The following is a 19,704-nucleotide window of genomic DNA, read 5'->3' on the forward strand; positions in this document are numbered from 1 at the left end:
TACGGATGAGCGGGAAGGGCCCTCCGTCCGGCCGGACCGGGGCTAGCCGGCCTGCGGCCGGGCCAGGCCGTGGTCGTAGGCGAAGATCACCGCCTGGACGCGGTCCCGGGCGCCGATCTTGGACAGGACGCGGCCGACGTGCGTCTTCACTGTGGACTCCGAGAGCACGAACCGCGTGGCGATCTCGCTGTTGGTCCAGCCCTTGCCGATGGCGACCAGGATCTCGCGTTCGCGGTCGGTGAGGGCGCTCAGGCGCGGGTCCCCGCCGGAGCCCTCGCCGCCGGCCGGCACGAGACGGGCGAACTCGTGCAGCAGGCGGCGGGTGAGCGCGGGCGCGATCACCGCGTCTCCGGCGGCCACGGCGCGGATGCCCGAGAGGAGTTCCTCGGGACGGGCGTCCTTGAGCAGGAAGCCGCTGGCCCCGGCGCGCAGGGCCGCGTGGACGTACTCGTCGAGGTCGAAGGTGGTCAGGACGAGGACCCGGGAACGGCCGCCCGCGGCGACGATACGGCGGGTGGCCTCGATGCCGTCCATGCCCGGCATCCGCACGTCCATCAGGACGACGTCGGGGCGCAGTTCGGCGGCCTTGCGCACGGCCTCGGTCCCGTGCGCGGCCTCGCCGACCACCTCCGTCCCGGGCACGGAGTCCAGCAGCATACGGAAGCCGTACCGCTGGAGCGGCTGGTCGTCCACGACGAGCACGGTGGTCACCCGGCGGCACCGCCCTGGGGAGCGAGGTCGAGGGCGGCGCGCACCGTCCACCCCGGGCCGAGGGGGCCGGCGCTGACGTGTCCGCCGTAGAGAGCGGCTCGTTCCCGCATGCCCACCAGTCCGTGTCCCTCCTCGTTCGCCGTGCCGGGACGGCCGGCCGGGACGGGCGGGCCGGAGTCCTGGACGGCGATCGTCAGCCGCGCGTCCTCCACGACGATCGCCAGGTTCGCGCGGGCGCCGGCCCCGGCGTGCTTCAGGGTGTTCGTGAGGGCCTCCTGCACGATGCGGTAGACCGTGAGCTGCACCCCGCTGTCCAGGGCGTCGACGTCACCGGCCGTACGGTAGACGACCTCCAGGCCCGCGGCGCGCACCCCCTCGCACAGCGCGTCGATGTCCGCGAGGCCCGGCTGCGGGCTCAGCTCCAGCCCGGCGCGCGGGCCGTCGCCCTCGCGCAGCACGCCGAGCACCCGGCGCAGCTCGCTCAGGGCCTGCCGGCCGGTGTCACCGATCAGGCGCAGGGCCTCCTCGCCCCGCTCCGGGCAGGCGGCGGTGGCGTAGGCGCCGGCGTCGGCGAGGGTGATGATGACGGACAGGTTGTGGCCGACGATGTCGTGCATCTCGCGGGCCACCCGGGCCCGTTCGGCCGCGACGGCCAGCCTGCCGCGCTGGTCGCGTTCGGTCTCCAGCCGGGCCGCGCGGTCCCGCAGCCCGGCCAGCTGGGCCCGCCGGATGCGGATCATCAGGCCGAGCGCGAGGGCCGCGGTGGCCGTGCTGAGCAGGAAGAAGAGCGCGTCCGAGACCGGCACCGCCGCCGAGACCCGCGCCGCGACCAGGCCCAGCGCACCCGCCAGGACCGCGCAGGCCCAGGGCAGCTGCCGCAGCCGCCCGTGCAGGGCCAGGCTGTACAGGGCCACGAACAGCGCGACGTCCGCGCGGAGCGCGGCGCCGAGCGACCACTGGAGGACGAACACGACCGTGACGGCGCCGAAGGCGACGGCGGGCGCCCGGCGCCGCCACAGCAGCGGCAGCACCAGACCGGCCTGCACGGCCGCCATGCCCGCCAGAGGCAGCCGGGTGAACGCCACGCGGAAACGGCGCGGCCCGTCGCCGTCCCCGCCGATCGCGTGCAGCAGGTCCGGCAGGCAGAACACCGAGAGCACCAGGCACACGACGGCGGCGTCCAGCACCCACGGACGGGCCCGGTCGGCGTGCCGGAGCCGCTGGCCGGCCCGGCCGAGCCGGGCGACCAGCGGACCCATCGCGCCGAGGTCCTCGGCGGTCGCGGAGGTCATCGGCCCATCATGCGGCCGGCCGCCGCTCACACGTCGCTGCGCAACAGCCGGTACGCCGCTCCGGCCAGCGCCAGCACCATCCAGCCGAGGAAGACCAGGAGTCCGGCGCCCGGCGACAGGGTGGCCGAGTCGCGTGTCAGGGCGAAGAGCGACTGGCCCGCGTGGCTCGGCAGGTAGGGGCTGATGTCGCCCTGCCACGAACTCGGCAGCAGGGAGACCAGTCCGGGTACGAGCATGAGGGCGGCCACGAGTACCGAGATGCCGCCCGCCACCGACCGCAGCAGCGCGCCCAGTGCGGTGCCGATCACGCCGACCAGGCCGAGGTAGAGCCCGGCCCCCAGCAGGGCGCGTACGACTCCGGCGTGGCCGAGGCCCATGGCGACGGGCGTCCCGGCGACGATCCGGCTGCCGGCCAGGAAGGCGGCGAACGCGCCGGCGGTCGCGACCACCAGTGCGACCAGCCCGTACACCGCCGCCTTGGACCACAGCACGGGCAGCCGGCGCGGCACCGCGGCCATGGTCGAGCGGATCATCCCGGTGGAGTATTCGCCCGCCGTGACAAGCACGCCGAGCACACCGAGGGCCAGCTGGGCGAAGTTCGTGCCGAACAGCGACAGGCTCACGGCCGTCGCGTTCGCGAAGTCGCGCTCGGGGGGCCGGCCCGAGCCGAGCCCCGACTTGTAGTGGCTCGCGGCGATGACGCCGAAGGCGACGAGGAACAGCAGGCCCAGGCCGAGGGTGATCCAGGTGGAGCGCAGCGACCAGAGCTTGGCCCACTCGGAGGACAGCACGCGCCGGCCGGTCACCCGGTAGGCGGGGCGGCTCTCGGCGGCCGGCGCGGTCCCGGGGGTCTCAGGAGTCTCGGGGGTCTCGGATGTCGCGGTGAGGGTGCTCATGCCACGCTCCCGGAGGTCTCGGCGCCCGTCCTGCCGCCGTGGTACTCCACGGCGTCCCGGGTCAGTTCCATGAACGCCTCCTCCAGCGACACCGCCTTCGAGGTCAGCTCGAACAGGGCGATCCCGTGCTCGGCGGCCTTCAGGCCGATCTCGCGTGCGGACACCCCGGTCACCTGCAGTTCCTCGGAGCCGATGCGGCCGGTGATCTCCACACCGGGACCGGCCAGCACGTCCCGCAGCCGCGCGGGGTCGGCCGTCGCGACCCGCACGCTGTCGCCGCCCGCCGCGCGGACCAGCTCCCGCACGGTGGTGTCGGCCAGCAGCCGGCCCCGGCCGACGACGATCAGATGGTCCGCCACCAGCGACACCTCGCTCATCAGGTGCGAGGAGACGAAGACCGTGCGCCCCTCGGCGGCGAGGGAGGTGAGCAGGTTCCGGATCCACCGCACCCCCTCGGGGTCCAGGCCGTTGACGGGCTCGTCCAGCATCACCGTCTGCGGGTCGCCCAGCAGCGCGGCGGCGATGCCCAGGCGCTGGCCCATGCCGAGGGAGAAGGCGCCGGCGCGCTTCGTCGCGACGCTGCCGATACCGGCCAGTTCGACGACCTCGTCGACCCGGCGGCGCGGGATGCCGTGGGTGAGCGCGAGGGCCCTGAGGTGGCCGCGGGCCGAGCGCCCCGGGTGCACCGACTTCGCCTCCAGCAGCGCGCCGACCTCCTGCAGCGGCGCCCGGTGGCGGGCGTAGCGCCGCCCGTTCACCGTGACGGAGCCGCTGGTCGGCGCGTCGAGCCCGACGACCATGCGCATCGTCGTGGACTTGCCCGCGCCGTTGGGCCCCAGGAAACCGGTCACCGTCCCCGGTCGCACCGTGAAGCCCAGACCGTCGACGGCGGTCTTCTCCCCGTACCTCTTGGTGAGCTGCTCTGCCTCGATCATGCGCGTACTCCCTCGTCCGGGGACCGCGGCGCCGGGCCGGCCCGCGCCTCCTCCGCAACGCTAGGACCGGAATGTCCGGATTCGGTGGTACCGCGGACCGAAGCCCGCGGGGCGGGTGGTACCGCGGTACTACGCCCCGGCGCCGTACGCGCGGCCGTCCGGGGGAGGGCGGGGTGGCATCCGGTCAGGTGGCGGGAGGGGAGCCGGGCGCCGAGCCGGTCCCCGGGCCCGGGGACGAGAACCACTCCGCACGTGCAGTGCCAGTGGTGGACGGGATCCGGGCGGGCCTCAGTGCGGGCGCGCCGGGTCTTCCGCCGGCTCCGCGGGCGGTTCCGCCCGGCGGGTGAGGGACGAGGCCGCCGGCACGTGGGCGGCCACGCACAGGCACGTCCCCAGCCAGCCGGCGGCGAACAGCCAGCCGCCCAGGACGTCGGTGAACCAGTGCACGCCGAGGTAGCAGCGGGTCAGCCCCACCAGCAGACCCCAGCAGGCGAGGGCGATCCGCAGTGCGGTGCCGCCGTGCGGGGCGCGCAGGGTCAGCGCGACGATCAGTATCCCGGCGGTGAGGGCGGCCGTGGTGGTGTGCCCGGAGGGGAACGCCCAGCCGCTCGCGTGCGTCGCCCAGTCCCCGTGCGGCGGGCGCGGCCGGTGGACCAGCTCCATCGCGCCGTACCGCAGCGCCTGCCCCGTACCGAGGCAGGCGAGGCAGAGCGCGGCCGCGAGCAGCCGCTGCCGCGCGGTGCGCCCCGCCACGGCGCCGGCCACGGCCGCCAGGACGTAGGGAACCACCCCCGTACCGGTGCTGGTCACGCCCCGTGCCATCGCCACGGCCACGTCGGGGCGGTGGCCGGCCGCCCAGCCGAGGAAGCCGTCGTCCAGCCAGAGCGGTGAACCGCCCCGGCCGGTGACGACCATGGTCAGCACGGCGAACGCCGCCCACGCGCCGAGACCGGCGCTGCCGGCCAGCTCGGCGGTGTCCTTCCGGTTCACGAGGCCGACAGCAGCGGACGGAGCGGGGCCGCCGAGGTCAGCAGGTGGGCCAGCGCGGCGGACCGGCGCCGGACCAGGGACATCGCGGCGAGCGCGACGAGCCCGCCCACCACCATTCCGGTCACGACGTCATGGGGGTAGTGCACGCCGATCCAGACCCGGGAGGCCGCCATGGCGACCGCCGCACCGCAGGCGACCGCGCCCAGCCGCCGCGAGACGAACAGCAGCGCCACCGCGGCGGCCGCCGCGATCGCCGCGTGGTTGCTGGGGAACGACCAGTCGCCGTGCGCCGGGCACGCCTCCAGGGTCGTCACCCGCAGGCTCTGGCAGGGCCGGTCCTCGCGCACGGCGAGCTTGAGCACGGCGTTGACGCCGTACGCCAGGACCACCACCGCCGGCACGGCCAGCGCGGTCACCGCCGCGGCCGCCCCGGACCCTCGGGCCCGCCACCAGCCGAGGGCCATGAGCAGGGCGAACACCGCGAGCCCGTAGTCCGACCACACCGCCACCGCGGAGTCCAGCCAGGCCGGCGCGTGCTGGGCGAGCACCGTCACGTCCCGGTAGGCGGAGCCGTCGATCGGCGCCCCGTCGAATGCCAGGATCATCCCCGGACCTCCTTCTCCTCGGCGCGCCCGCGGCGGCCCCGGTACAGCTCGGCGGCGAGCGGGAGCAGCGACACCACGACGATCAGCGCGACCAGCGGGAGCAGATAGCGGTCCACGTTCGGGATCGAGGAGCCCAGCGCGTAGCCCGCCAGGGTCAGGCCGAGGCTCCACACCAGGCCGCCGGCCACCTGCCACACGGTGAACGCCCGGACCGGCACCTCCAGCGCCCCGGCCAGCGGGTTCAGCACCGTCCGCACCACCGGCACGAACCTCGCCAGGAAGATCGCCTTGGCGTGGCCGTAGCGCGCGAGCAGGTGCTCCGCTCGCTCCGCGCCCTCGCGCAGCCGCGCCGAGCGGCTGCGCGCCAGCAGGGCGCCGCCGGCCCGGCGTCCGATCAGATAACCGAACTGGGCGCCGGCCAGCGCGCCGATCGCCGCCGCGGCCAGCAGCGGACCGAGCGACAGATGCACGCCGTGCCGGCCGGTGCCGGTGCACAGCAGGCCGGCCGTGAACAGCAGGGAGTCGCCCGGCAGGAAGAACCCGATCAGCAGGCCCGTCTCGGCGAACATCACGACACCCACCCCGAGCACGCCGAAGGCGGCCAGCAGCGACTGGGCGTCGAGCGGGTTCACCGCGAGCTGCGACGACAGAACCACGGACGTGGTCATCGGCATGAGTCCTCTCCGGGCGCACGGCACCCCAGCCGTCTACATTTCCGTAGACCGTCTACGTTACTGTAGACGATGATCGAGGGCGGACCGTTCCCGTACGAGCGGTCAGGATGCGTTCAGGCGTCCGATGGCACGGTCGTCGGCCATGACCCACGAGACGTCCAGGACATCCCCGCCGCCAGCGGCCGCGGGCCCCGCCGCCCCGGCGCGGCACCGGCCGGGCCGGAACAAGGTGCCCGAGGTCACCGCCTACTTCTGGATCATCAAGGTGCTGTGCACGACGGTCGGAGAGACCGCGGCCGACCTGCTGAACGAGAAGGCCGGCCTGGGCCTGACCGGTGTGTCGCTGCTGATGAGCGCACTGCTCGCCGTGGTCCTGGTGGCGCAGTTCCGCACCGCGGCCTACCGGGCCGGCGTGTACTGGCCCGCGGTGGCCCTGATCAGCGTCGTCGGCACGCTGATCAGCGACAACCTCACCGACCACATGGGCGTGCCGCTGGAGACGAGCACGACGGTGTTCGCCGTCGTCCTCGCGATCGTGTTCGCCGTCTGGTACCGGCGTGAGCGGACGCTGTCCATCCACAGCATCGACAGCACCGGCCGCGAGTCCTTCTACTGGCTCGCGGTCCTGTTCACCTTCGCCCTCGGCACCGCGGCGGGGGACCTGGTCTCCGAGCGCATGGACCTCGGGTACTGGCTGTGCGGCGTCCTGTTCGCGGCGGCCATCGCCGCCGTGGCCGTCGCGCGCTTCGCGCTGGGCCTGGACGCGGTGTGGAGCTTCTGGATCGCCTACGTCCTCACCCGCCCCCTCGGCGCCTCGGTCGGCGACTACCTCTCCCAGCCCACCGCGGACGGCGGCCTGGGCGTGGGCACCGTGATCACCAGCGCGCTGTTCCTGGCGGTCATCCTCGGCCTGGTCGGGTACCTGGGCGTGACGCGCAAGGACGTCACCGAGCCCGGCCCGGCCGCCCGGCACACGGCCTGAGCTGCCGCGCGGCACGCGTTCAGGATGCGTTCAGGCACTTCGTGCCACGGTCGGGGAGCACGGTCGCCGCCGGCGGCCGGCTCGATCTCACACAGGGCGCTCGTCCCGTTCCCCGGGGGCGAGCGCCCTGTCGTTTCGACCGGAAGGGAGAACCGCATTGGAGCAACCGGAGGTCCTCACCGACCTCGACGTGGCGAGCGCGTCGAACACGACCAAGTCGGTGATGAAGAAGCTGCCCGAGGTCACCCTGGCGTTCTGGATCATGAAGATCGCCGCGACGACCCTGGGCGAGACGGCGGGCGACCTCTTCGCGCAGACCCTGAAGCTGGGCTACTTCCTCACGACGATCGCGCTGTTCCTGGTCTTCGTGGTGACGCTGGTGGTCCAGCTCCGGTCCAGCCGCTACAACCCGTTCTTCTACTGGACGGTGATCCTGTCGACCAGCATGGCCGGCACCACGATGTCCGACTTCATGAACCGCGACGCCGGCGCCGAGTACCTCTCGGCCGGCACGACCAGGCTCGGCTGGGGCCCTCAGGGGCTCGGTCTGGGCTATCCCGCCGGGGCCGCCGTCCTGATCTCCGTCCTGCTGGCGGTCTTCGCCGTCTGGAAGCTGAGCGGGATGACGTTCCGGATCCGCGACATCGTCACCTTCAGGGGCGAGGCCCTGTTCTGGTCGGCGATCCTGGTGTCGAACACCCTGGGCACCTCCATGGGCGACTTCCTCTCCGACAGCTCCGGCCTCGGCTACGCCGGTGGCGCCCTGCTCGTCACCGGGCTGCTCGGCGTGCTCCTGGCGCTGACGAAGGCGCCCGCGGTGCCGAACGTCCTGCTGTTCTGGATCGCCTTCGTGCTCACCCGCCCACTGGGCGCCACCGCGGGCGACTTCCTCACCAAGCCGGTCGCCAAGGGCGGCCTCGACCTGGGTACGGCGGGCTCCTCCGCCGTCCTCCTCGCCGTGCTGTTCGCCCTGATGGCGTACGCCCAGGTGCGGGAGCGCCGGTCCGCCGCCGGGCCCGAGAAGGAGGAGGGGGAGCGAGAGCCGGTCAGCCGGCGGGCAGGCTGACCGTGAACCTGGCCCCGGGCGCGTGCCCGGGGTCGTGGGACACCTCGCCGCCGACGGCGCGGGCCAGCCGCCGCGCGAGCGGCAGCCCCAGGCCCGCGCCGTCGTGCCCGTCGCCGGGATCGGCGCGCCGGCCGGGCTGGAACAGCTCCTCACCGAACGCCTCCGGCACACCGGGGCCGTCGTCGACGACGTCGATCCGCACGGCGCCGGGGACGCGCCACGCGGACACGGTCACCTGCGAGCGGGCGTAGCGGGCGGCGTTGGCGAGCAGCGGGCTGAGGATGCGTTCGAGGAGGGCGGGGGCGACTCCCGCCTCCGGCACCGGTGTTCGCGTCTCCAGCGCCGTCCTCACCCGGTCCGGTGCGTCCAGGCGCCGCAGCAGCCCGTCCAGGACGGACACCACGTCGGTGGTCCCGGGGGCGGCCGCGGGGCTCAGGGCGTTCTCGCGGGCGTCGTCCAGGAGCGTGTCGCAGATGGTGCGCATGGACCGGGCGGCCTCGGCGATCACCTCCTGGGCGGCGGCGGTCCCGGCGGCCGTGCGGGGGCGGGCCCGCCACCAGTCGAGTTCCATGACGATCCGGGTGAGCGGAGTGCGCAGTTCGTGCGACAGCTCTCCGGTGAGCTGCCGTTCGTGGCGCAGGACGGTGCGTATGCGGTCCAGGAGCGCGTCCAGCGAGGCGCCCAGTCGGGCGAGTTCGGCCGGGTGGTCCGCGGCGCCGAAGCGCTCGTCCGAGCCGACGGCGCTCCACTGCGCGGCCTGGTCGGTCATCGTCCGCACCGGGCGCAGCGCCCGGCCGACGGACAGGCGGGTGAGCACGTAGGTGCAGCCGAGCATCACGACGTCCAGGACGACCGACCCCACCAGCAGGGTGCCGGCCGAACCGCGGTACGGGGCCAGGTCCAGGGCGGTCACGACGGTGGCGGTGACCCGGCGGCCGGGGACGGGCCGGGCGCACAGCCGGGCGGGCCCGCGGCCGGGGACGCGGACGGTCGCGCAGGCGTCCTCCCGCCGCGCCGCCAGCCGGCCGGCGGCCCGCGCCGGCGGACTGCCGGGTGTGGCGGACGGCGGTCCCTCGAGCAGGCGCGTTCCGGCGTAGATCCACACGTTCGCGTCGAGGAGGCGGTCGTCGGCGGTCTCCAGGACCCGCACCCGGGGCCCGTCGGTGTCGACGGTCGTGGCCACCGCCGCCGCCCGGTTGCGCAGTTCGTCGTCCGCCTGGTGCTGCAGGTGCCGGTCCATCACGGCGTTGAACACCACGGTCAGGACGGTCATCAGCAGGGCGGCGGTGGTCAGCGCCACCAGGGAGAGGCGGCCGCGCAGGGTGCGCGGGGCGAGGCGCCGCAGGGCGCGAGGGGCGCCGTTCACGACAGCCGGTGCCCGATCCCGCGCGCCGTGTCGACCGTCAGCCCGCTGCCGGCCTCGCGCAGCTTGCGGCGCAGCCGGCTCAGGTACTGGTCCAGGGTGTTGTCGCTGACCTGCGCGCCCTCGGGCCAGCCGGCCCGCGTCAGGGCGCGGCGCCGGACGAGGGTCCCGTCCGCGGCGACGAGCGTGGCGAGCAGCCGGAACTCGGTGGGGGAGAGCGGGACGCGGGCGCCGTGGACGGTCATGCTGTGGTCCACCGCGTCGAGGACCAGGTCACCGGTCCCGCACACCGGCGTGGCGGCCGTCCGTCTGAGTACGGCTCTCAGCCTCGCGGCGAGTTCGGCTATGTGGAAGGGCTTGGGCAGGTAGTCGTCGCCTCCGGCGGAGAAGCCGGACAGGCGGTCGGTGAGCCGGTGCCGGGCGGTCAGGAAGATCACGGGCGCGAGGAAGCCGTTGGCGCGCATGGCCTGGCAGACGTCCCGGCCGTCCGAGTCGGGCAGGCCGACGTCGAGCACGGCCGCCGAGATGCCGGCCGTGGCCAGCCGCAGGGCGGTGGCGCCGTCGGCCGCCGGAACGGGGTCGAAGTCCTCGTCGTGCAGCCCCCGGCGCAGCACGTCCCGCAGCGCGTGATCGTCCTCGACCACCAGGATCCTGGGGCGCATGGCTCTCCGCCGCCTCTCGAAGACTCACTCGAAGACTCATGGGGAAGGCAGCGGAGCGCACCGGCGCCCGGCGGCGAGCGCCCGGGCCGAGGGTTCCGACTGCCGCCGTGCCGCGCCCGGAGGCCGGGACCGACTGACTACAGGAACGTAGACCATCCATCGGACTGTAGACGAACCAGGCCCGAGAAGTGTTCCCGGGCCGCGGGCGAGGCGAAAAGGTCACCCGTGCTCGCACGGTCGGGCCGGCCCGCCGCCACGTCGTCGCACCGAAGCCCCGTCAGGCCGAACGCGCCTGCCGGGTCGACTCCAGCACCGAGGCCAGAAAGCGGCGCACCGTCTCGAGCTCACCCGGATCGAGGCCGTCCGAGGCCGCCACCACCTCGCCGATCACCGGCCCGAAGAAGGTCCACCCGAGTCGGGTGGCCTTCTCCTCCACCTTCAGCAGCACGCGGCGCCGGTCGGCCGTGTCCCGGGTGCGCCGGACCAGTCCGAGCCGCTCCAGGCGGTCCACCAGGGCGGTGGTCCCGGCCGAGTTCAGGCGCAGTTGCCCGCCGAGCCATCCGGGCGTGGCGCGGGTGCCGGCCCGTGCCGCGTCCAGCAGGTGGATCAGTGCGCGCACGTCGGTGGGGTGCAGTCCGTGGCGCGCGGCGAACTCGGCGCCCAGGAGGTCGAACTCCACGGTCACCGCCCGCAGCAGGTGGACCAGTTCCATCACCGGTTTCCGATCGTCCATGACACTCCCTCACTCCCCGGCGTATTATCTCGCTGACCGAGATTATCGTTGAGCGAGAGGAATGCCCGTGTCTCCGTCGGCTTTCGACCTTGCCTACGACGAACTCCTCGCCCGCTGGCCCGAGTCCACCGAGGAGCGGGACGTCGCCACGCCGTACGGGCGCACCCGGGTCCATGTGTACGGCCCGGTGGACGGCAGCCCGCTGGTGCTGCTGCCGGGCGGCTCCGCCACCGGCCTGGTCTGGTTCGCCAACGCGCCGGTCCTCGGCGAGCGTTACCGGGTCCACGCGGTCGACCTGATGGGCGACGCCGGCCGCACCGAACGCCACGGCACACCGTTGCGTGACGCCGGCGATCTGACGGCCTGGCTGGGCGCGCTGCTCGACGGCCTCGGGCTCGCCCGCACCCATCTGTGCGGTCACTCCTACGGCGCCTGGCAGGCCGTCAGGTACGCACTGCACGCACCGCAGCGGATCGACCGTCTCGCCCTCGTCGACCCCACCCAGGTCTTCGCCGGGTTCCGCCCCGGCTACCTGCTGCGCGCGCTGCCCACCCTGATCCGGCCGAGCGAGGCCCGGGCCCGCGCCTTCCTCGCCTGGGAGACGGCGGGTCTCCACCCGGACGAGACCTGGCAGCGCCTCCACGCGCTGGCCACCACCGTCCCCGGTCGCAAGCTCATCGGCGGCGGCCGTCTCCCGGCCGCCGATCTCGGCATGCCGGTACTGGTCCTGCTCGCGGAGCGCAGCCGCGCCCACCGTGCCGCCGAGGTGGCCGGCAAGGCCCGCCGGGCCCTGGCCCGGGGCGAGGTGGCGCTGCTGCCCGGCGCCACCCACCACTCCCTGCCGCTCACCGAGCCGAAGGAACTGAACGACCGGCTGATGGAGTTCCTGGGCTGACGGCGCCGGAGGTCAGGGCGTCGGGGGCAGGGGGCCGCGCCGGGCGAGGCGTTCCGCGCCGCCTCGACGCGGCCCGGTCGCGGACCCGGCGCCGGTCGCCGGCGTCACCCGCGCGCCTCACACGATGGTGCGGCGCCTTCCGTCACCCCGGCCCACGGCCGCAGCTTCTCCGGGTTGCGGACCGCCCAGATCCGGGTGACGCGCCCGTCGCGGACCTCGAACGAGGCGACGGTCATGACGACGCCGGCGCGCTGGGCCACCAGGCCCGGCACGCCGCTGACCGATCGCTCCAGGAGTTCGAGCCCCGGAGCCCTGTCGGCCATGGCGACCATGTACCGGGCGATGCGCGCGCCGCCCTCGACCGGGCGCAGGGCGGCGCCGGCCACACCGCCGCCGTCGGCGGTCATCACGGCGGCCGGGTCGAGGAGCCCGACGAGGGCAGCGACGTCCTTGGCCCGCCATGCCTCTTTGACGCGCCGCACCACGTCGGCCCGGCCGCTCGCCGTCACCTCGGCGCGTGCGGCCCGCAACCGCCGCCGGGCGGACGCCGCCAGCTGTTTGCAGGCGGCGGGGGACCGGCCGAGCACGTCGGCGATCTCGGCGAACGGGTACCGGAAGACGTCGTGCAGGACGAACGCCACCCGCTCGGCCGGCGTCATCGACTCCAGGACGACGAGGAACGCCGTGGCCACCGACTCGTCCAGGACGATCTGGTCGGCGGGGTCCGCGGGTCCGAAGGCGCCGGCGCCGCCCGCACGGTCCCACTCGGTGCGGTCGGGCAGCGGCTCGGGCAGCCACGCGCCGACGTAGCGTTCACGGCGGGCCCGCGCCGAGCCGAGCAGGTCCAGGCAGATGCGGCCGGTCACCGTCGTCAGCCAGGCGCCGGGGGACAGGATCTCCTCCCGCCGGCTCGGCGGCAGCTGGAACCAGCGCGCGTAGGCGTCCTGCACGGCGTCCTCGGCCTCGGTCACCGACCCGAGCAACCGGTAGGCCACGTTGATCAGTTGGCCGCGCTCGGCGGCTATGCCGGCCGTGCCGTTCTCGGCAGTTCCCATGTATCGGCTCCCCCGCCTTACCTTTCGCAGGCCCGCGTCGTCGGACCGGTGAGATCATTGTCGATTCGCTGCCCGCGGGCGGAAAAGGGGACTGTGACATGGCCACTCAGGTGACGGCGGACGTAGCGCGCGGCTCCTCGTTCCTGCGGATCGCGATCGCCCTGCAGACCCTGACCATCTTCCTCCAGGCGGTCTCCGCCGGACTGCTGCTGACCGCCTCCTACGGAGAGACGCTGCACAGCGTCGGAGCCCGTGTGATGTACGCGGCGTCGATGCTGTACGTGCTCGCGGCGGTGCTGGCGTGGAAGCCGGGCGGCGGCTCGCCCCGGCCGGTCTGGCACGCGTCGGGTTTCCTCGTACTCGCCTCGGTCCAGGTCGTGCTGGGCATAGCGCACGTGCCGTCCGTCCACCTCCCCCTGGGCGTCCTGATGTTCGGTCTGAGCGTGCTGGCGCTGGCCCGGCGCTGAGGCCGGGTGCGGAACCCGCGGGACCGGCCGGGGCGCGTACGCGTACCGGAGGCGAGCCGGGCCCTCGGCCGGGCGCCGGACCCGCGGGACGTCAGCCGTCGGTCAACCGCCGGACGGCCCTGGGCGTCTCGCCCGCTCCGTCCTCGGCGGCCAGGCGCCGCGCCGCTTCCGCTGCGGCCCGGCTGTACGTCTGCCGCCTCACCACTCGGCCGAGTGACTCGGCGAGCCGTTCGGCGGTGAGGGACCGGAAGGGGATCGGCTCGGTGGCCGCGCCGAGGGCGGCGGGCCGCGCCGCCCAGAACGGCTGGTCCGCCGTCACCGGCACCGGTGACCGCGGGCACTCCGGCGCGCAACGCGGCGGCCGAGGCGCCCGCCCCGCCGTGGTGCACCACCGCGGCCAGCCGCGGGAACAGCAGGGCGTGCGGTACGTCCCCGACGGTGAGCACGTCGTCCCCGTCGGCGGCGAATGACGAAGGCGGGGCCCGAGAGCCCCGCCCGGGCGGAAGGGAACGAGGGTCAGGGCCAGACCAGGCAGTACGGCTGGTGCCCCGCCTCGTGCAGCCGGTGCGAGAAGTCCTGCCACTCGTGCAGCAGCTGGTAGACGTTGAACGCGTCCCGGGGGCCGCCGCGGTCCGGGACCGTCGACCAGATGAACGCCGCCGCGCCCACCGCCTCCTCGCCGATGCCGCGGAGCGGGTCGACGACCGTCATGGGGAGCTTGACGACGGCGTAGTCGGGGTGCAGGACGACCAGCTCGAGCGGCGGCACCTTGTGCAGGGGGACGCCCTCGATGCCGGTCAGCACCATGGCGGCCATCGTCTCCGGCTTGATCTTGGTGAACATGCCGTTCATGCCCAGCTCGTCGCCGCCGAGTTCCTCGGGACGCATCGAGATGGGGACGCGGGCCGCGGTCGCGCCGTCCGGCGCGCCGAAGTATTTGTACGTCACCCCCACCCGACCACCATTTCTGCTTCCCGCCCGCGACCGGTCGATCCGCCGGTCGTTCAGCTCGGGCTCACCCGGAACATCCTGTGTCTGACGTGCGTCGGCCTGACGTGCCTCGGTCGTTTCCTCCACCTCGCGCCGGTGCCTTCCCCGCCGGGCGCGCCGAGGACCCAGGTCGTCAGTCCCCTCGCCCAGTCCGCCACCGCGATGCATATCTCCACCCGACTGCTTTTCTAGGACGCGTGGCCCCCGCCGCGCAACCCGATCATCGTGTCAGTGACCTCCCCCACGGCCGCCCGCCGAAACGTGCGGCGAAACACCAGTCCGCGGGTTCAACCCGGTCACTGATCACTACGTGCCGTATGAGCTCTGTGTATCAGCTCTCAGTCTCGCAGATGGCGCGGCCGTGACCCGGAGGTCGGCGGCCCGATCCCCCGGCAGCGGCCTACCCTGAGGTGGTCACCACCCGAACCGGAGTCCGAGAGGCCGGAGAAGCCGCACGTCATGAGTGCCATGAGCGAACTGCCCTATCCCTACGAAGCGCCCGTGTCGCAGGCGCTCTTCGACCGTGCGTCGGCCGTCACGCCGGGCGGCGTGAACTCCCCGGTGCGCGCCTTCCGCGCCGTGGGCGGCACGCCCCGGTTCATGGTCTCCGGCAAGGGGCCGTACCTGACCGACGCCGACGGGCGGGAGTACGTCGACCTGGTGTGCTCCTGGGGGCCGATGATCCTCGGCCACGCGCACCCCGAGGTGATCGCCGCCGTGCAGGAGGCCGTCGCCCGCGGCACGTCCTTCGGCACCCCGGGCGAGGGCGAGGTCGCCCTCGCCGAGGAGATCGTCGCGCGGGTGGAGCCGGTGGAGGAGGTGCGGCTGGTCAGCAGCGGCACCGAGGCGACCATGTCGGCGATCCGGCTCGCCCGGGGCTTCACCCAGCGGTCCAAGGTCATCAAGTTCGCCGGCTGCTACCACGGCCACGTGGACTCCCTGCTGGCCGCCGCCGGGTCCGGCGTCGCCACCTTCGCGCTGCCCGACACGCCCGGTGTCACGGGCGCCCAGGCCGGCGACACGATCGTGCTGCCGTACAACGACCTGGAGGCCGTGCAGGAGGCCTTCCACCGGCACCCGGGCGAGATCGCCTGTGTCATCACCGAGGCCTCGCCGGGCAACATGGGCGTCGTCCCGCCGGCGCCCGGCTTCAACCAGGGCCTCAGGGACGCGTGCCGCAGGCACGGCGCCCTCTACATCTCCGACGAGGTGATGACCGGCTTCCGGACCAGTCGCGCCGGGTGGTACGGCGTCGATGGGGTCAAGCCCGACCTGATGACCTTCGGCAAGGTCATGGGCGGCGGCTTCCCCGCCGCCGCGTTCGGCGGCCGGGCCGACGTCATGGCCCACCTCGCGCCCGCCGGGCCCGTCTACCAGGCCGGCACCCTCTCCGGCAATCCCGTCGCCACCGCCGCCGGTCTCGCCCAGCTCCGGCTGCTCGACGACGCGGCGTACGAGACGGTCGACGCGGTCTCCGCGCAGATCCAGGGCCTGGTCACCGAGGCGCTGAGCAAGGAGGGCGTCGCGCACCGGCTGCAGACCGCCTCCAACATGTTCTCCGTGTTCTTCACCGACCGGCAGGTGCGGGACTACGAGGACGCCAAGCGGCAGGAGTCGTTCCGCTTCACCGCCTTCTTCCACTCGCTGCTGTCGAACGGCGTCTACCTGCCGCCGTCGTCCTTCGAGTCCTGGTTCGTGTCCACGGCCCACGACGAGCGGGCCATCCAGAAGATCGCCGACGCCCTCCCGGCGGCGGCCCGAGCGGCCGCGGAGGCCAGGGCAGCATGAGCAGCAACGGCAGCGAGAAGGACATCACCGTCGTCCACGTCATGCGGCACGGCGAGGTCGAGAACCCGGACGGCATCCTCTACGGACGGCTGCCCGGCTACCACCTGTCCGAGCTGGGCCGGAAGATGGCCGACCGGGTCGCCGAGCACCTCTCCGCCCGGGACGTCACCCACGTCTGCGCCTCACCGCTGGAGCGCGCGCAGGAGACCGCCACCCCGATCGCCAAGGCGCACGGACTCGACCTGGCCACCGACGAGCGGCTCATCGAGGCCGGCAACGTCTTCCAGGGCAAGACCTTCGGGGTCGGGGACGGCGCGCTGCGCAACCCCGACAACTGGAAGCACCTCGTCAACCCGTTCCGGCCGTCCTGGGGCGAGCCGTACATCGACCAGGTCGTGCGCATGATGGGCGCGCTGCAGACGGCCAAGGACCGGGCCCGCGGGCACGAGGCGGTGCTGGTCAGCCACCAGCTCCCGATCTGGATCGTGCGGTCGTACGTGGAGAAGCGGCGGCTGTGGCACGACCCGCGCAAGCGGCAGTGCACGCTGGCGTCGCTGACGAGCTTCACCTTCCAGGGCGACCGGATCGTCTCCGTCGGCTACTCCGAGCCCGCCATCGACCTGGTCCCGGTCCACCTGCGGGCCGGCGCCAAGCCCCAGAAGGGCAAGGGGACGGCGCAGGGCAAGGCCTTCGGAGCCTGATCCGCCCTTTTGCCGGGCCTGTTACGAAAAGCACAAAGAAGTATCGGAACCTCCCCGATCGTCGCGCCCTCTGACTGGGTGACCACCAGCAGGCGTGACGAATCGGGGATCTCCATGCGCACCTTCTCCCGCACCGACCGGAAGCTCTCCCGCAGGGGAGCGCTGGGCCTCGGCGCGGGCGCGGCGGCCGCCGCCTCGCTGGCCGGCTGCGGAACCCTCAGGTCCTCGGACGAGAGCGGGCGCCCGTCCGGTTCCGGCCACGCGGACGGCGGGAAGGGCGGCCCGGGCAAGGGCGGGAGCACGGCGCGTCCGGCCCGGCCCATCGGGGACGGCTCCACCTCGTTCACCGGCCGCCAGCCGCACCAGCCCGCGAAGCCCGAGCCGCTGGAGCCGGGCCAGACCCCTCCGCAGTTCGTGATCTTCTCCTGGGACGGCGCCGGCGAGGTCGGCAACGGCCTCTTCCCGCGCTTCCTCGACCTCGCCAAGGAGCACGGCGCGAGCATGACCTTCTTCCTCTCGGGGCTGTACCTGCTGCCCGAGTCGAAGAAGCGGCTCTACGAGCCCCCGAACAACCCGCGCGGCGCCTCCGACATCGGCTACCTCAGCGACCCCCACGTCAGGTCCACCCTGGCCAACGTGCGCCGGGCCTGGCTCGAGGGGCACGAGATCGGCACCCACTTCAACGGGCACTTCTGCGCCGGCTCCGGCTCGGTGGGCAACTGGACTCCGCAGCAGTGGCACAGCGAGATACGGCAGGCCAAGGCCTTCGTGAAGGAGTGGCGGACCAACACCGGCTGGACCGACCTGCCGCCGCTGCCGTTCGACTACGACAAGGAGCTGGTCGGCGGCCGCACCCCCTGTCTGCTCGGCCAGAACAACCTGCTGCCCGCCGCCCGCGAGCTGGGCTGGCGCTACGACGCCTCCTCGCCGGGCGGCCGCCAGGTGTGGCCGCTGAAGCGCATGGGGATCTGGGACCTGCCGCTCCAGCAGATACCTTTCCCCGGACGTTCCTTCGAGGTGCTGTCCATGGACTACAACATGCTGGCGAACCAGTCCGTCAACTCGACCAACGCGCCCGCCTACCGCCACCCGGCCTGGCGGACCCAGTCCGCCCAGGCCTACATCCAGGGGTTCCGGCGGGCGTACGAGACGAACCGGGCGCCCCTCTTCATCGGCAACCACTTCGAGCAGTGGAACGGCGGCATCTACATGGACGCCGTCGAGCAGGCCTTCAAGCACATCGCCCGCGAGAAGGAGAAGGGCGGGGACGTGCGCCTGGTCTCGTTCCGGCAGTTCGTCGACTGGATGGACGTGCAGAAGCCCGAGGTGCTCGCCCGGCTGCGCACCCTCGAGGTGGGGCAGCGGCCGGCCGGGGGCTGGAGGGGGTTCCTGCGCGACAGCAGGTCGGCGGCGGGGAGCGCCGCGTGAGCAGTTGTCCGTAATGTCCCGTGTAAATAGCCCCTGAAATGGGGTTTTCCGCCCGCCAGGGGGGTGCGCGAGATCCTCGGAACAGGCATGCGAAACTTTTCACATGAGTACCCGTAGCCGCGCCGTCCTGCTCAGCGCCATGGCCGCCGCCGCGGCCCTGACCCTGTCCGCGTGCGGCAACGGCGGCACCTCCGGCGGAGGCGGCAACACCAACTTCGTCACCGGCAACAACGGCATCGACACCGCGGCCCAGGGCGAGCGGGCCGCCGCGCCCGACCTGTCCGGCACGACCATCGACGGCAAGAGCCTCGACATCGCCGACTACAAGGGCAAGGTCGTCGTCGTCAACGTCTGGGGCTCCTGGTGCGGACCGTGCCGGGAGGAGGCCCAGTACTTCGCCAAGGTCTCCAAGGCGTACCAGGACAAGGGCGTGCAGTTCGTCGGCATCAACACCCGGGACACCAGCACCACCCCCGCGCTCGCCTTCGAGCAGGAGCACGGGATCACCTACCCGAGCCTGTACGACCCGACGGGCAAGCTGATGCTCCGCTTCAAGAAGGGCACGCTCAACCCGCAGCTCATCCCGTCCACGCTCGTCATCGACAAGGACGGGAAGGTCGCCGCGCGGGCGCTGGAGGCGCTCGACGACACGGCGCTGCTGAAGATGCTCAAGCCGGTCCTCGCGGAGAAGTGACGTGAGCGACCTCCTGACCCTCGCAGCGGTGACGAGCCGGAACGGGACCGTCCTCAACGGCGCCCTGCTGGTGGCCCTGCCCGTCGCGGTGCTCGGCGGCCTCGTCTCGTTCTTCTCCCCGTGCGTGCTGCCGCTCGTCCCCGGCTACCTGTCCTACGTGACCGGCGTCACCGGCGCCGACCTGCAGGAGGCCCGGCGGGGCCGGATGGCGGCGGGCGCCGCGTTGTTCGTGCTCGGCTTCACGGCCGTGTTCGTCTCCGGAGGGGCGCTGTTCGGCTTCTTCGGGGCCACGCTGCAGGAGTACAAGGGCACGCTGTCCAAGGTGCTCGGCGTGCTCATGATCCTGCTGGGCGTGTTCTTCATGGGGCTGATGCCCTGGCTCACCCAGCGTGAGTTCCGCTTCCACCGGCGGCCCGCCACGGGCCTGGTGGGCGCGCCCGTGCTCGGCGCCCTGTTCGGCATCGGCTGGACGCCCTGCATCGGCCCCACCCTCGCCTCCGTCGTCGCCCTGTCGTCCCAGCAGGCGAGCGCCGGCCGCGGCGCCGTGCTGACCGTCGCCTACTGCCTGGGCCTCGGTGTGCCCTTCGTGCTCACGGCGGTCGCCTTCCGCAAGGCGCTCGGCGCCTTCGGCTGGGTCAAGCGCCACTATGTCTGGGTGATGCGCGCCGGCGGCACGATGATGATCGTGACCGGTGTGCTGCTGCTGACCGGGGCCTGGGACCACCTGGTGAACGAGATGCAGAGCTGGTCCGACGGCTTCACTGTGGGGATCTGATC

The 19,704-nt window shown here is 73.4% G+C and carries 21 protein-coding genes and 1 pseudogene; 9 read left to right on the top strand and 13 right to left on the bottom strand.

Annotated features, from left to right (window positions below; translation table 11 throughout):
• Positions 1 to 42 precede the first annotated feature (42 nt).
• From ACFYU0_RS30120 to ACFYU0_RS30150, 7 genes are all read right to left on the bottom strand, one after another.
• Positions 43 to 711, bottom strand: a complete 669-nt coding sequence (locus ACFYU0_RS30120; protein WP_351667594.1) for a response regulator transcription factor — start codon at positions 709 to 711, stop codon at positions 43 to 45.
• A complete protein-coding gene (locus ACFYU0_RS30125) occupies positions 708 to 2,003 on the bottom strand; it encodes a histidine kinase (RefSeq protein ID WP_389305234.1) in 1,296 nt (431 codons plus the stop codon). Before ACFYU0_RS30125 ends, ACFYU0_RS30120 begins: the two co-directional genes overlap by 4 nt.
• A gap of 26 nt (positions 2,004 to 2,029) precedes the next feature.
• Complete coding sequence (locus tag ACFYU0_RS30130) at positions 2,030 to 2,899, bottom strand: ABC transporter permease (RefSeq protein ID WP_389305236.1); 870 nt, start codon at positions 2,897 to 2,899, stop codon at positions 2,030 to 2,032.
• Positions 2,896 to 3,834: an ATP-binding cassette domain-containing protein gene (locus ACFYU0_RS30135; RefSeq protein WP_389305238.1), complete on the bottom strand. Its 939-nt coding sequence runs from the start codon at positions 3,832 to 3,834 to the stop codon at positions 2,896 to 2,898. Before ACFYU0_RS30135 ends, ACFYU0_RS30130 begins: the two co-directional genes overlap by 4 nt.
• 288 nt (positions 3,835 to 4,122) lie before the next feature.
• Positions 4,123 to 4,824 (bottom strand): phosphatase PAP2 family protein, encoded by a 702-nt coding sequence (locus ACFYU0_RS30140; RefSeq protein ID WP_389305241.1) that lies wholly within the window; start codon positions 4,822 to 4,824, stop codon positions 4,123 to 4,125.
• Positions 4,821 to 5,429, bottom strand: coding sequence for a phosphatase PAP2 family protein (locus ACFYU0_RS30145; protein ID WP_351667604.1), 609 nt, complete (start codon positions 5,427 to 5,429; stop codon positions 4,821 to 4,823). Before ACFYU0_RS30145 ends, ACFYU0_RS30140 begins: the two co-directional genes overlap by 4 nt.
• Entirely contained in the window at positions 5,426 to 6,097 is a 672-nt protein-coding gene (locus tag ACFYU0_RS30150; RefSeq protein WP_389305244.1) for a DedA family protein, read from the bottom strand. Before ACFYU0_RS30150 ends, ACFYU0_RS30145 begins: the two co-directional genes overlap by 4 nt.
• Before the next feature lie 148 nt (positions 6,098 to 6,245).
• Between ACFYU0_RS30150 and ACFYU0_RS30155 the strand changes: the two genes are divergently transcribed.
• Together ACFYU0_RS30155 and ACFYU0_RS30160 are read left to right on the top strand one after the other, a co-directional pair.
• Positions 6,246 to 7,085: a hypothetical protein gene (locus ACFYU0_RS30155; RefSeq protein ID WP_389305246.1), complete on the top strand. Its 840-nt coding sequence runs from the start codon at positions 6,246 to 6,248 to the stop codon at positions 7,083 to 7,085.
• Between the two features lie 157 nt (positions 7,086 to 7,242).
• Positions 7,243 to 8,151, top strand: coding sequence for a hypothetical protein (locus ACFYU0_RS30160; RefSeq protein ID WP_389305248.1), 909 nt, complete (start codon positions 7,243 to 7,245; stop codon positions 8,149 to 8,151).
• On the opposite strand, the gene ACFYU0_RS30165 is transcribed toward ACFYU0_RS30160, so the two are convergent.
• From ACFYU0_RS30165 to ACFYU0_RS30175, 3 genes are all read right to left on the bottom strand, one after another.
• Complete coding sequence (locus ACFYU0_RS30165) at positions 8,132 to 9,517, bottom strand: sensor histidine kinase (RefSeq protein ID WP_389305251.1); 1,386 nt, start codon at positions 9,515 to 9,517, stop codon at positions 8,132 to 8,134. The genes ACFYU0_RS30160 and ACFYU0_RS30165 overlap by 20 nt on opposite strands.
• Complete coding sequence (locus ACFYU0_RS30170; RefSeq protein WP_389305253.1) at positions 9,514 to 10,176, bottom strand: response regulator transcription factor; 663 nt, start codon at positions 10,174 to 10,176, stop codon at positions 9,514 to 9,516. Before ACFYU0_RS30170 ends, ACFYU0_RS30165 begins: the two co-directional genes overlap by 4 nt.
• A gap of 277 nt (positions 10,177 to 10,453) precedes the next feature.
• Positions 10,454 to 10,909, bottom strand: coding sequence for a MarR family transcriptional regulator (locus ACFYU0_RS30175; RefSeq protein ID WP_389305255.1), 456 nt, complete (start codon positions 10,907 to 10,909; stop codon positions 10,454 to 10,456).
• Between the two features lie 61 nt (positions 10,910 to 10,970).
• On the opposite strand from ACFYU0_RS30175, the gene ACFYU0_RS30180 reads away from it, so the two are divergent.
• Entirely contained in the window at positions 10,971 to 11,804 is an 834-nt protein-coding gene (locus ACFYU0_RS30180; RefSeq protein WP_389305257.1) for an alpha/beta fold hydrolase, read from the top strand.
• 104 nt (positions 11,805 to 11,908) lie between these two features.
• On the opposite strand, the gene sigJ is transcribed toward ACFYU0_RS30180, so the two are convergent.
• Positions 11,909 to 12,859: an RNA polymerase sigma factor SigJ gene (gene sigJ / locus ACFYU0_RS30185; protein WP_389305259.1), complete on the bottom strand. Its 951-nt coding sequence runs from the start codon at positions 12,857 to 12,859 to the stop codon at positions 11,909 to 11,911.
• Positions 12,860 to 12,957: 98 nt separating this feature from the next.
• On the opposite strand from sigJ, the gene ACFYU0_RS30190 reads away from it, so the two are divergent.
• Entirely contained in the window at positions 12,958 to 13,326 is a 369-nt protein-coding gene (locus ACFYU0_RS30190; RefSeq protein WP_389305261.1) for a hypothetical protein, read from the top strand.
• Between the two features lie 91 nt (positions 13,327 to 13,417).
• Here ACFYU0_RS30190 and ACFYU0_RS30195 read toward each other — a convergent pair.
• Together ACFYU0_RS30195 and ACFYU0_RS30200 are read right to left on the bottom strand one after the other, a co-directional pair.
• A pseudogene (locus tag ACFYU0_RS30195) lies at positions 13,418 to 13,799 on the bottom strand (nucleotide disphospho-sugar-binding domain-containing protein); the annotation flags it as partial.
• A 43-nt stretch (positions 13,800 to 13,842) separates the two neighbouring features.
• Entirely contained in the window at positions 13,843 to 14,484 is a 642-nt protein-coding gene (locus ACFYU0_RS30200) for a hypothetical protein (RefSeq protein ID WP_351667622.1), read from the bottom strand.
• A 300-nt stretch (positions 14,485 to 14,784) separates the two neighbouring features.
• Between ACFYU0_RS30200 and hemL the strand changes: the two genes are divergently transcribed.
• The 5 genes from hemL to ACFYU0_RS30225 all read left to right on the top strand — a co-directional run bounded on the left by hemL (position 14,785) and on the right by ACFYU0_RS30225 (position 19,702).
• Positions 14,785 to 16,104 (top strand): glutamate-1-semialdehyde 2,1-aminomutase, encoded by a 1,320-nt coding sequence (gene hemL, locus ACFYU0_RS30205; RefSeq protein ID WP_389305408.1) that lies wholly within the window; start codon positions 14,785 to 14,787, stop codon positions 16,102 to 16,104.
• Positions 16,101 to 16,805 (top strand): histidine phosphatase family protein, encoded by a 705-nt coding sequence (locus tag ACFYU0_RS30210; RefSeq protein ID WP_351667624.1) that lies wholly within the window; start codon positions 16,101 to 16,103, stop codon positions 16,803 to 16,805. The genes hemL and ACFYU0_RS30210 overlap by 4 nt, the downstream gene beginning before the upstream one ends.
• 114 nt (positions 16,806 to 16,919) lie before the next feature.
• The gene (locus ACFYU0_RS30215) at positions 16,920 to 18,233 is read left to right on the top strand and encodes a hypothetical protein (protein ID WP_389305264.1); all 1,314 of its coding nucleotides are present in this window, start codon (positions 16,920 to 16,922) and stop codon (positions 18,231 to 18,233) included.
• 103 nt (positions 18,234 to 18,336) lie between these two features.
• On the top strand, positions 18,337 to 18,927 hold the full coding sequence (locus ACFYU0_RS30220) for a TlpA disulfide reductase family protein (protein WP_351667628.1): 591 nt from the start codon (positions 18,337 to 18,339) through the stop codon (positions 18,925 to 18,927).
• A gap of 1 nt (position 18,928) precedes the next feature.
• On the top strand, positions 18,929 to 19,702 hold the full coding sequence (locus ACFYU0_RS30225) for a cytochrome c biogenesis CcdA family protein (protein ID WP_174266129.1): 774 nt from the start codon (positions 18,929 to 18,931) through the stop codon (positions 19,700 to 19,702).
• Positions 19,703 to 19,704: the final 2 nt, after the last annotated feature.

The sequence above is a fragment of the Streptomyces sp. NPDC003720 genome (assembly GCF_042875075.1).
In the GTDB taxonomy this organism is placed as follows: Bacteria; Actinomycetota; Actinomycetes; order Streptomycetales; family Streptomycetaceae; genus Streptomyces.

What these genes read in the sequence shown, in the direction of transcription:
- ACFYU0_RS30125 (WP_389305234.1), bottom strand. Translation starts at nt 2,003, where the DNA reads ATGACCTCCGCGACCGCCGAGGACCTCGGCGCGATGGGTCCGCTGGTC.
- ACFYU0_RS30130 (WP_389305236.1), bottom strand. Translation starts at nt 2,899, where the DNA reads ATGAGCACCCTCACCGCGACATCCGAGACCCCCGAGACTCCTGAGACC.
- ACFYU0_RS30135 (WP_389305238.1), bottom strand. Translation starts at nt 3,834, where the DNA reads ATGATCGAGGCAGAGCAGCTCACCAAGAGGTACGGGGAGAAGACCGCC.
- ACFYU0_RS30145 (WP_351667604.1), bottom strand. Translation starts at nt 5,429, where the DNA reads ATGATCCTGGCATTCGACGGGGCGCCGATCGACGGCTCCGCCTACCGG.
- ACFYU0_RS30150 (WP_389305244.1), bottom strand. Translation starts at nt 6,097, where the DNA reads ATGACCACGTCCGTGGTTCTGTCGTCGCAGCTCGCGGTGAACCCGCTC.
- ACFYU0_RS30155 (WP_389305246.1), top strand. Translation starts at nt 6,246, where the DNA reads ATGACCCACGAGACGTCCAGGACATCCCCGCCGCCAGCGGCCGCGGGC.
- ACFYU0_RS30170 (WP_389305253.1), bottom strand. Translation starts at nt 10,176, where the DNA reads ATGCGCCCCAGGATCCTGGTGGTCGAGGACGATCACGCGCTGCGGGAC.
- ACFYU0_RS30175 (WP_389305255.1), bottom strand. Translation starts at nt 10,909, where the DNA reads ATGGACGATCGGAAACCGGTGATGGAACTGGTCCACCTGCTGCGGGCG.
- ACFYU0_RS30180 (WP_389305257.1), top strand. Translation starts at nt 10,971, where the DNA reads ATGCCCGTGTCTCCGTCGGCTTTCGACCTTGCCTACGACGAACTCCTC.
- sigJ (WP_389305259.1), bottom strand. Translation starts at nt 12,859, where the DNA reads ATGGGAACTGCCGAGAACGGCACGGCCGGCATAGCCGCCGAGCGCGGC.
- ACFYU0_RS30190 (WP_389305261.1), top strand. Translation starts at nt 12,958, where the DNA reads ATGGCCACTCAGGTGACGGCGGACGTAGCGCGCGGCTCCTCGTTCCTG.
- ACFYU0_RS30200 (WP_351667622.1), bottom strand. Translation starts at nt 14,484, where the DNA reads ATGCATCGCGGTGGCGGACTGGGCGAGGGGACTGACGACCTGGGTCCT.
- hemL (WP_389305408.1), top strand. Translation starts at nt 14,785, where the DNA reads ATGAGCGAACTGCCCTATCCCTACGAAGCGCCCGTGTCGCAGGCGCTC.
- ACFYU0_RS30210 (WP_351667624.1), top strand. Translation starts at nt 16,101, where the DNA reads ATGAGCAGCAACGGCAGCGAGAAGGACATCACCGTCGTCCACGTCATG.
- ACFYU0_RS30215 (WP_389305264.1), top strand. Translation starts at nt 16,920, where the DNA reads ATGCGCACCTTCTCCCGCACCGACCGGAAGCTCTCCCGCAGGGGAGCG.
- ACFYU0_RS30220 (WP_351667628.1), top strand. Translation starts at nt 18,337, where the DNA reads ATGAGTACCCGTAGCCGCGCCGTCCTGCTCAGCGCCATGGCCGCCGCC.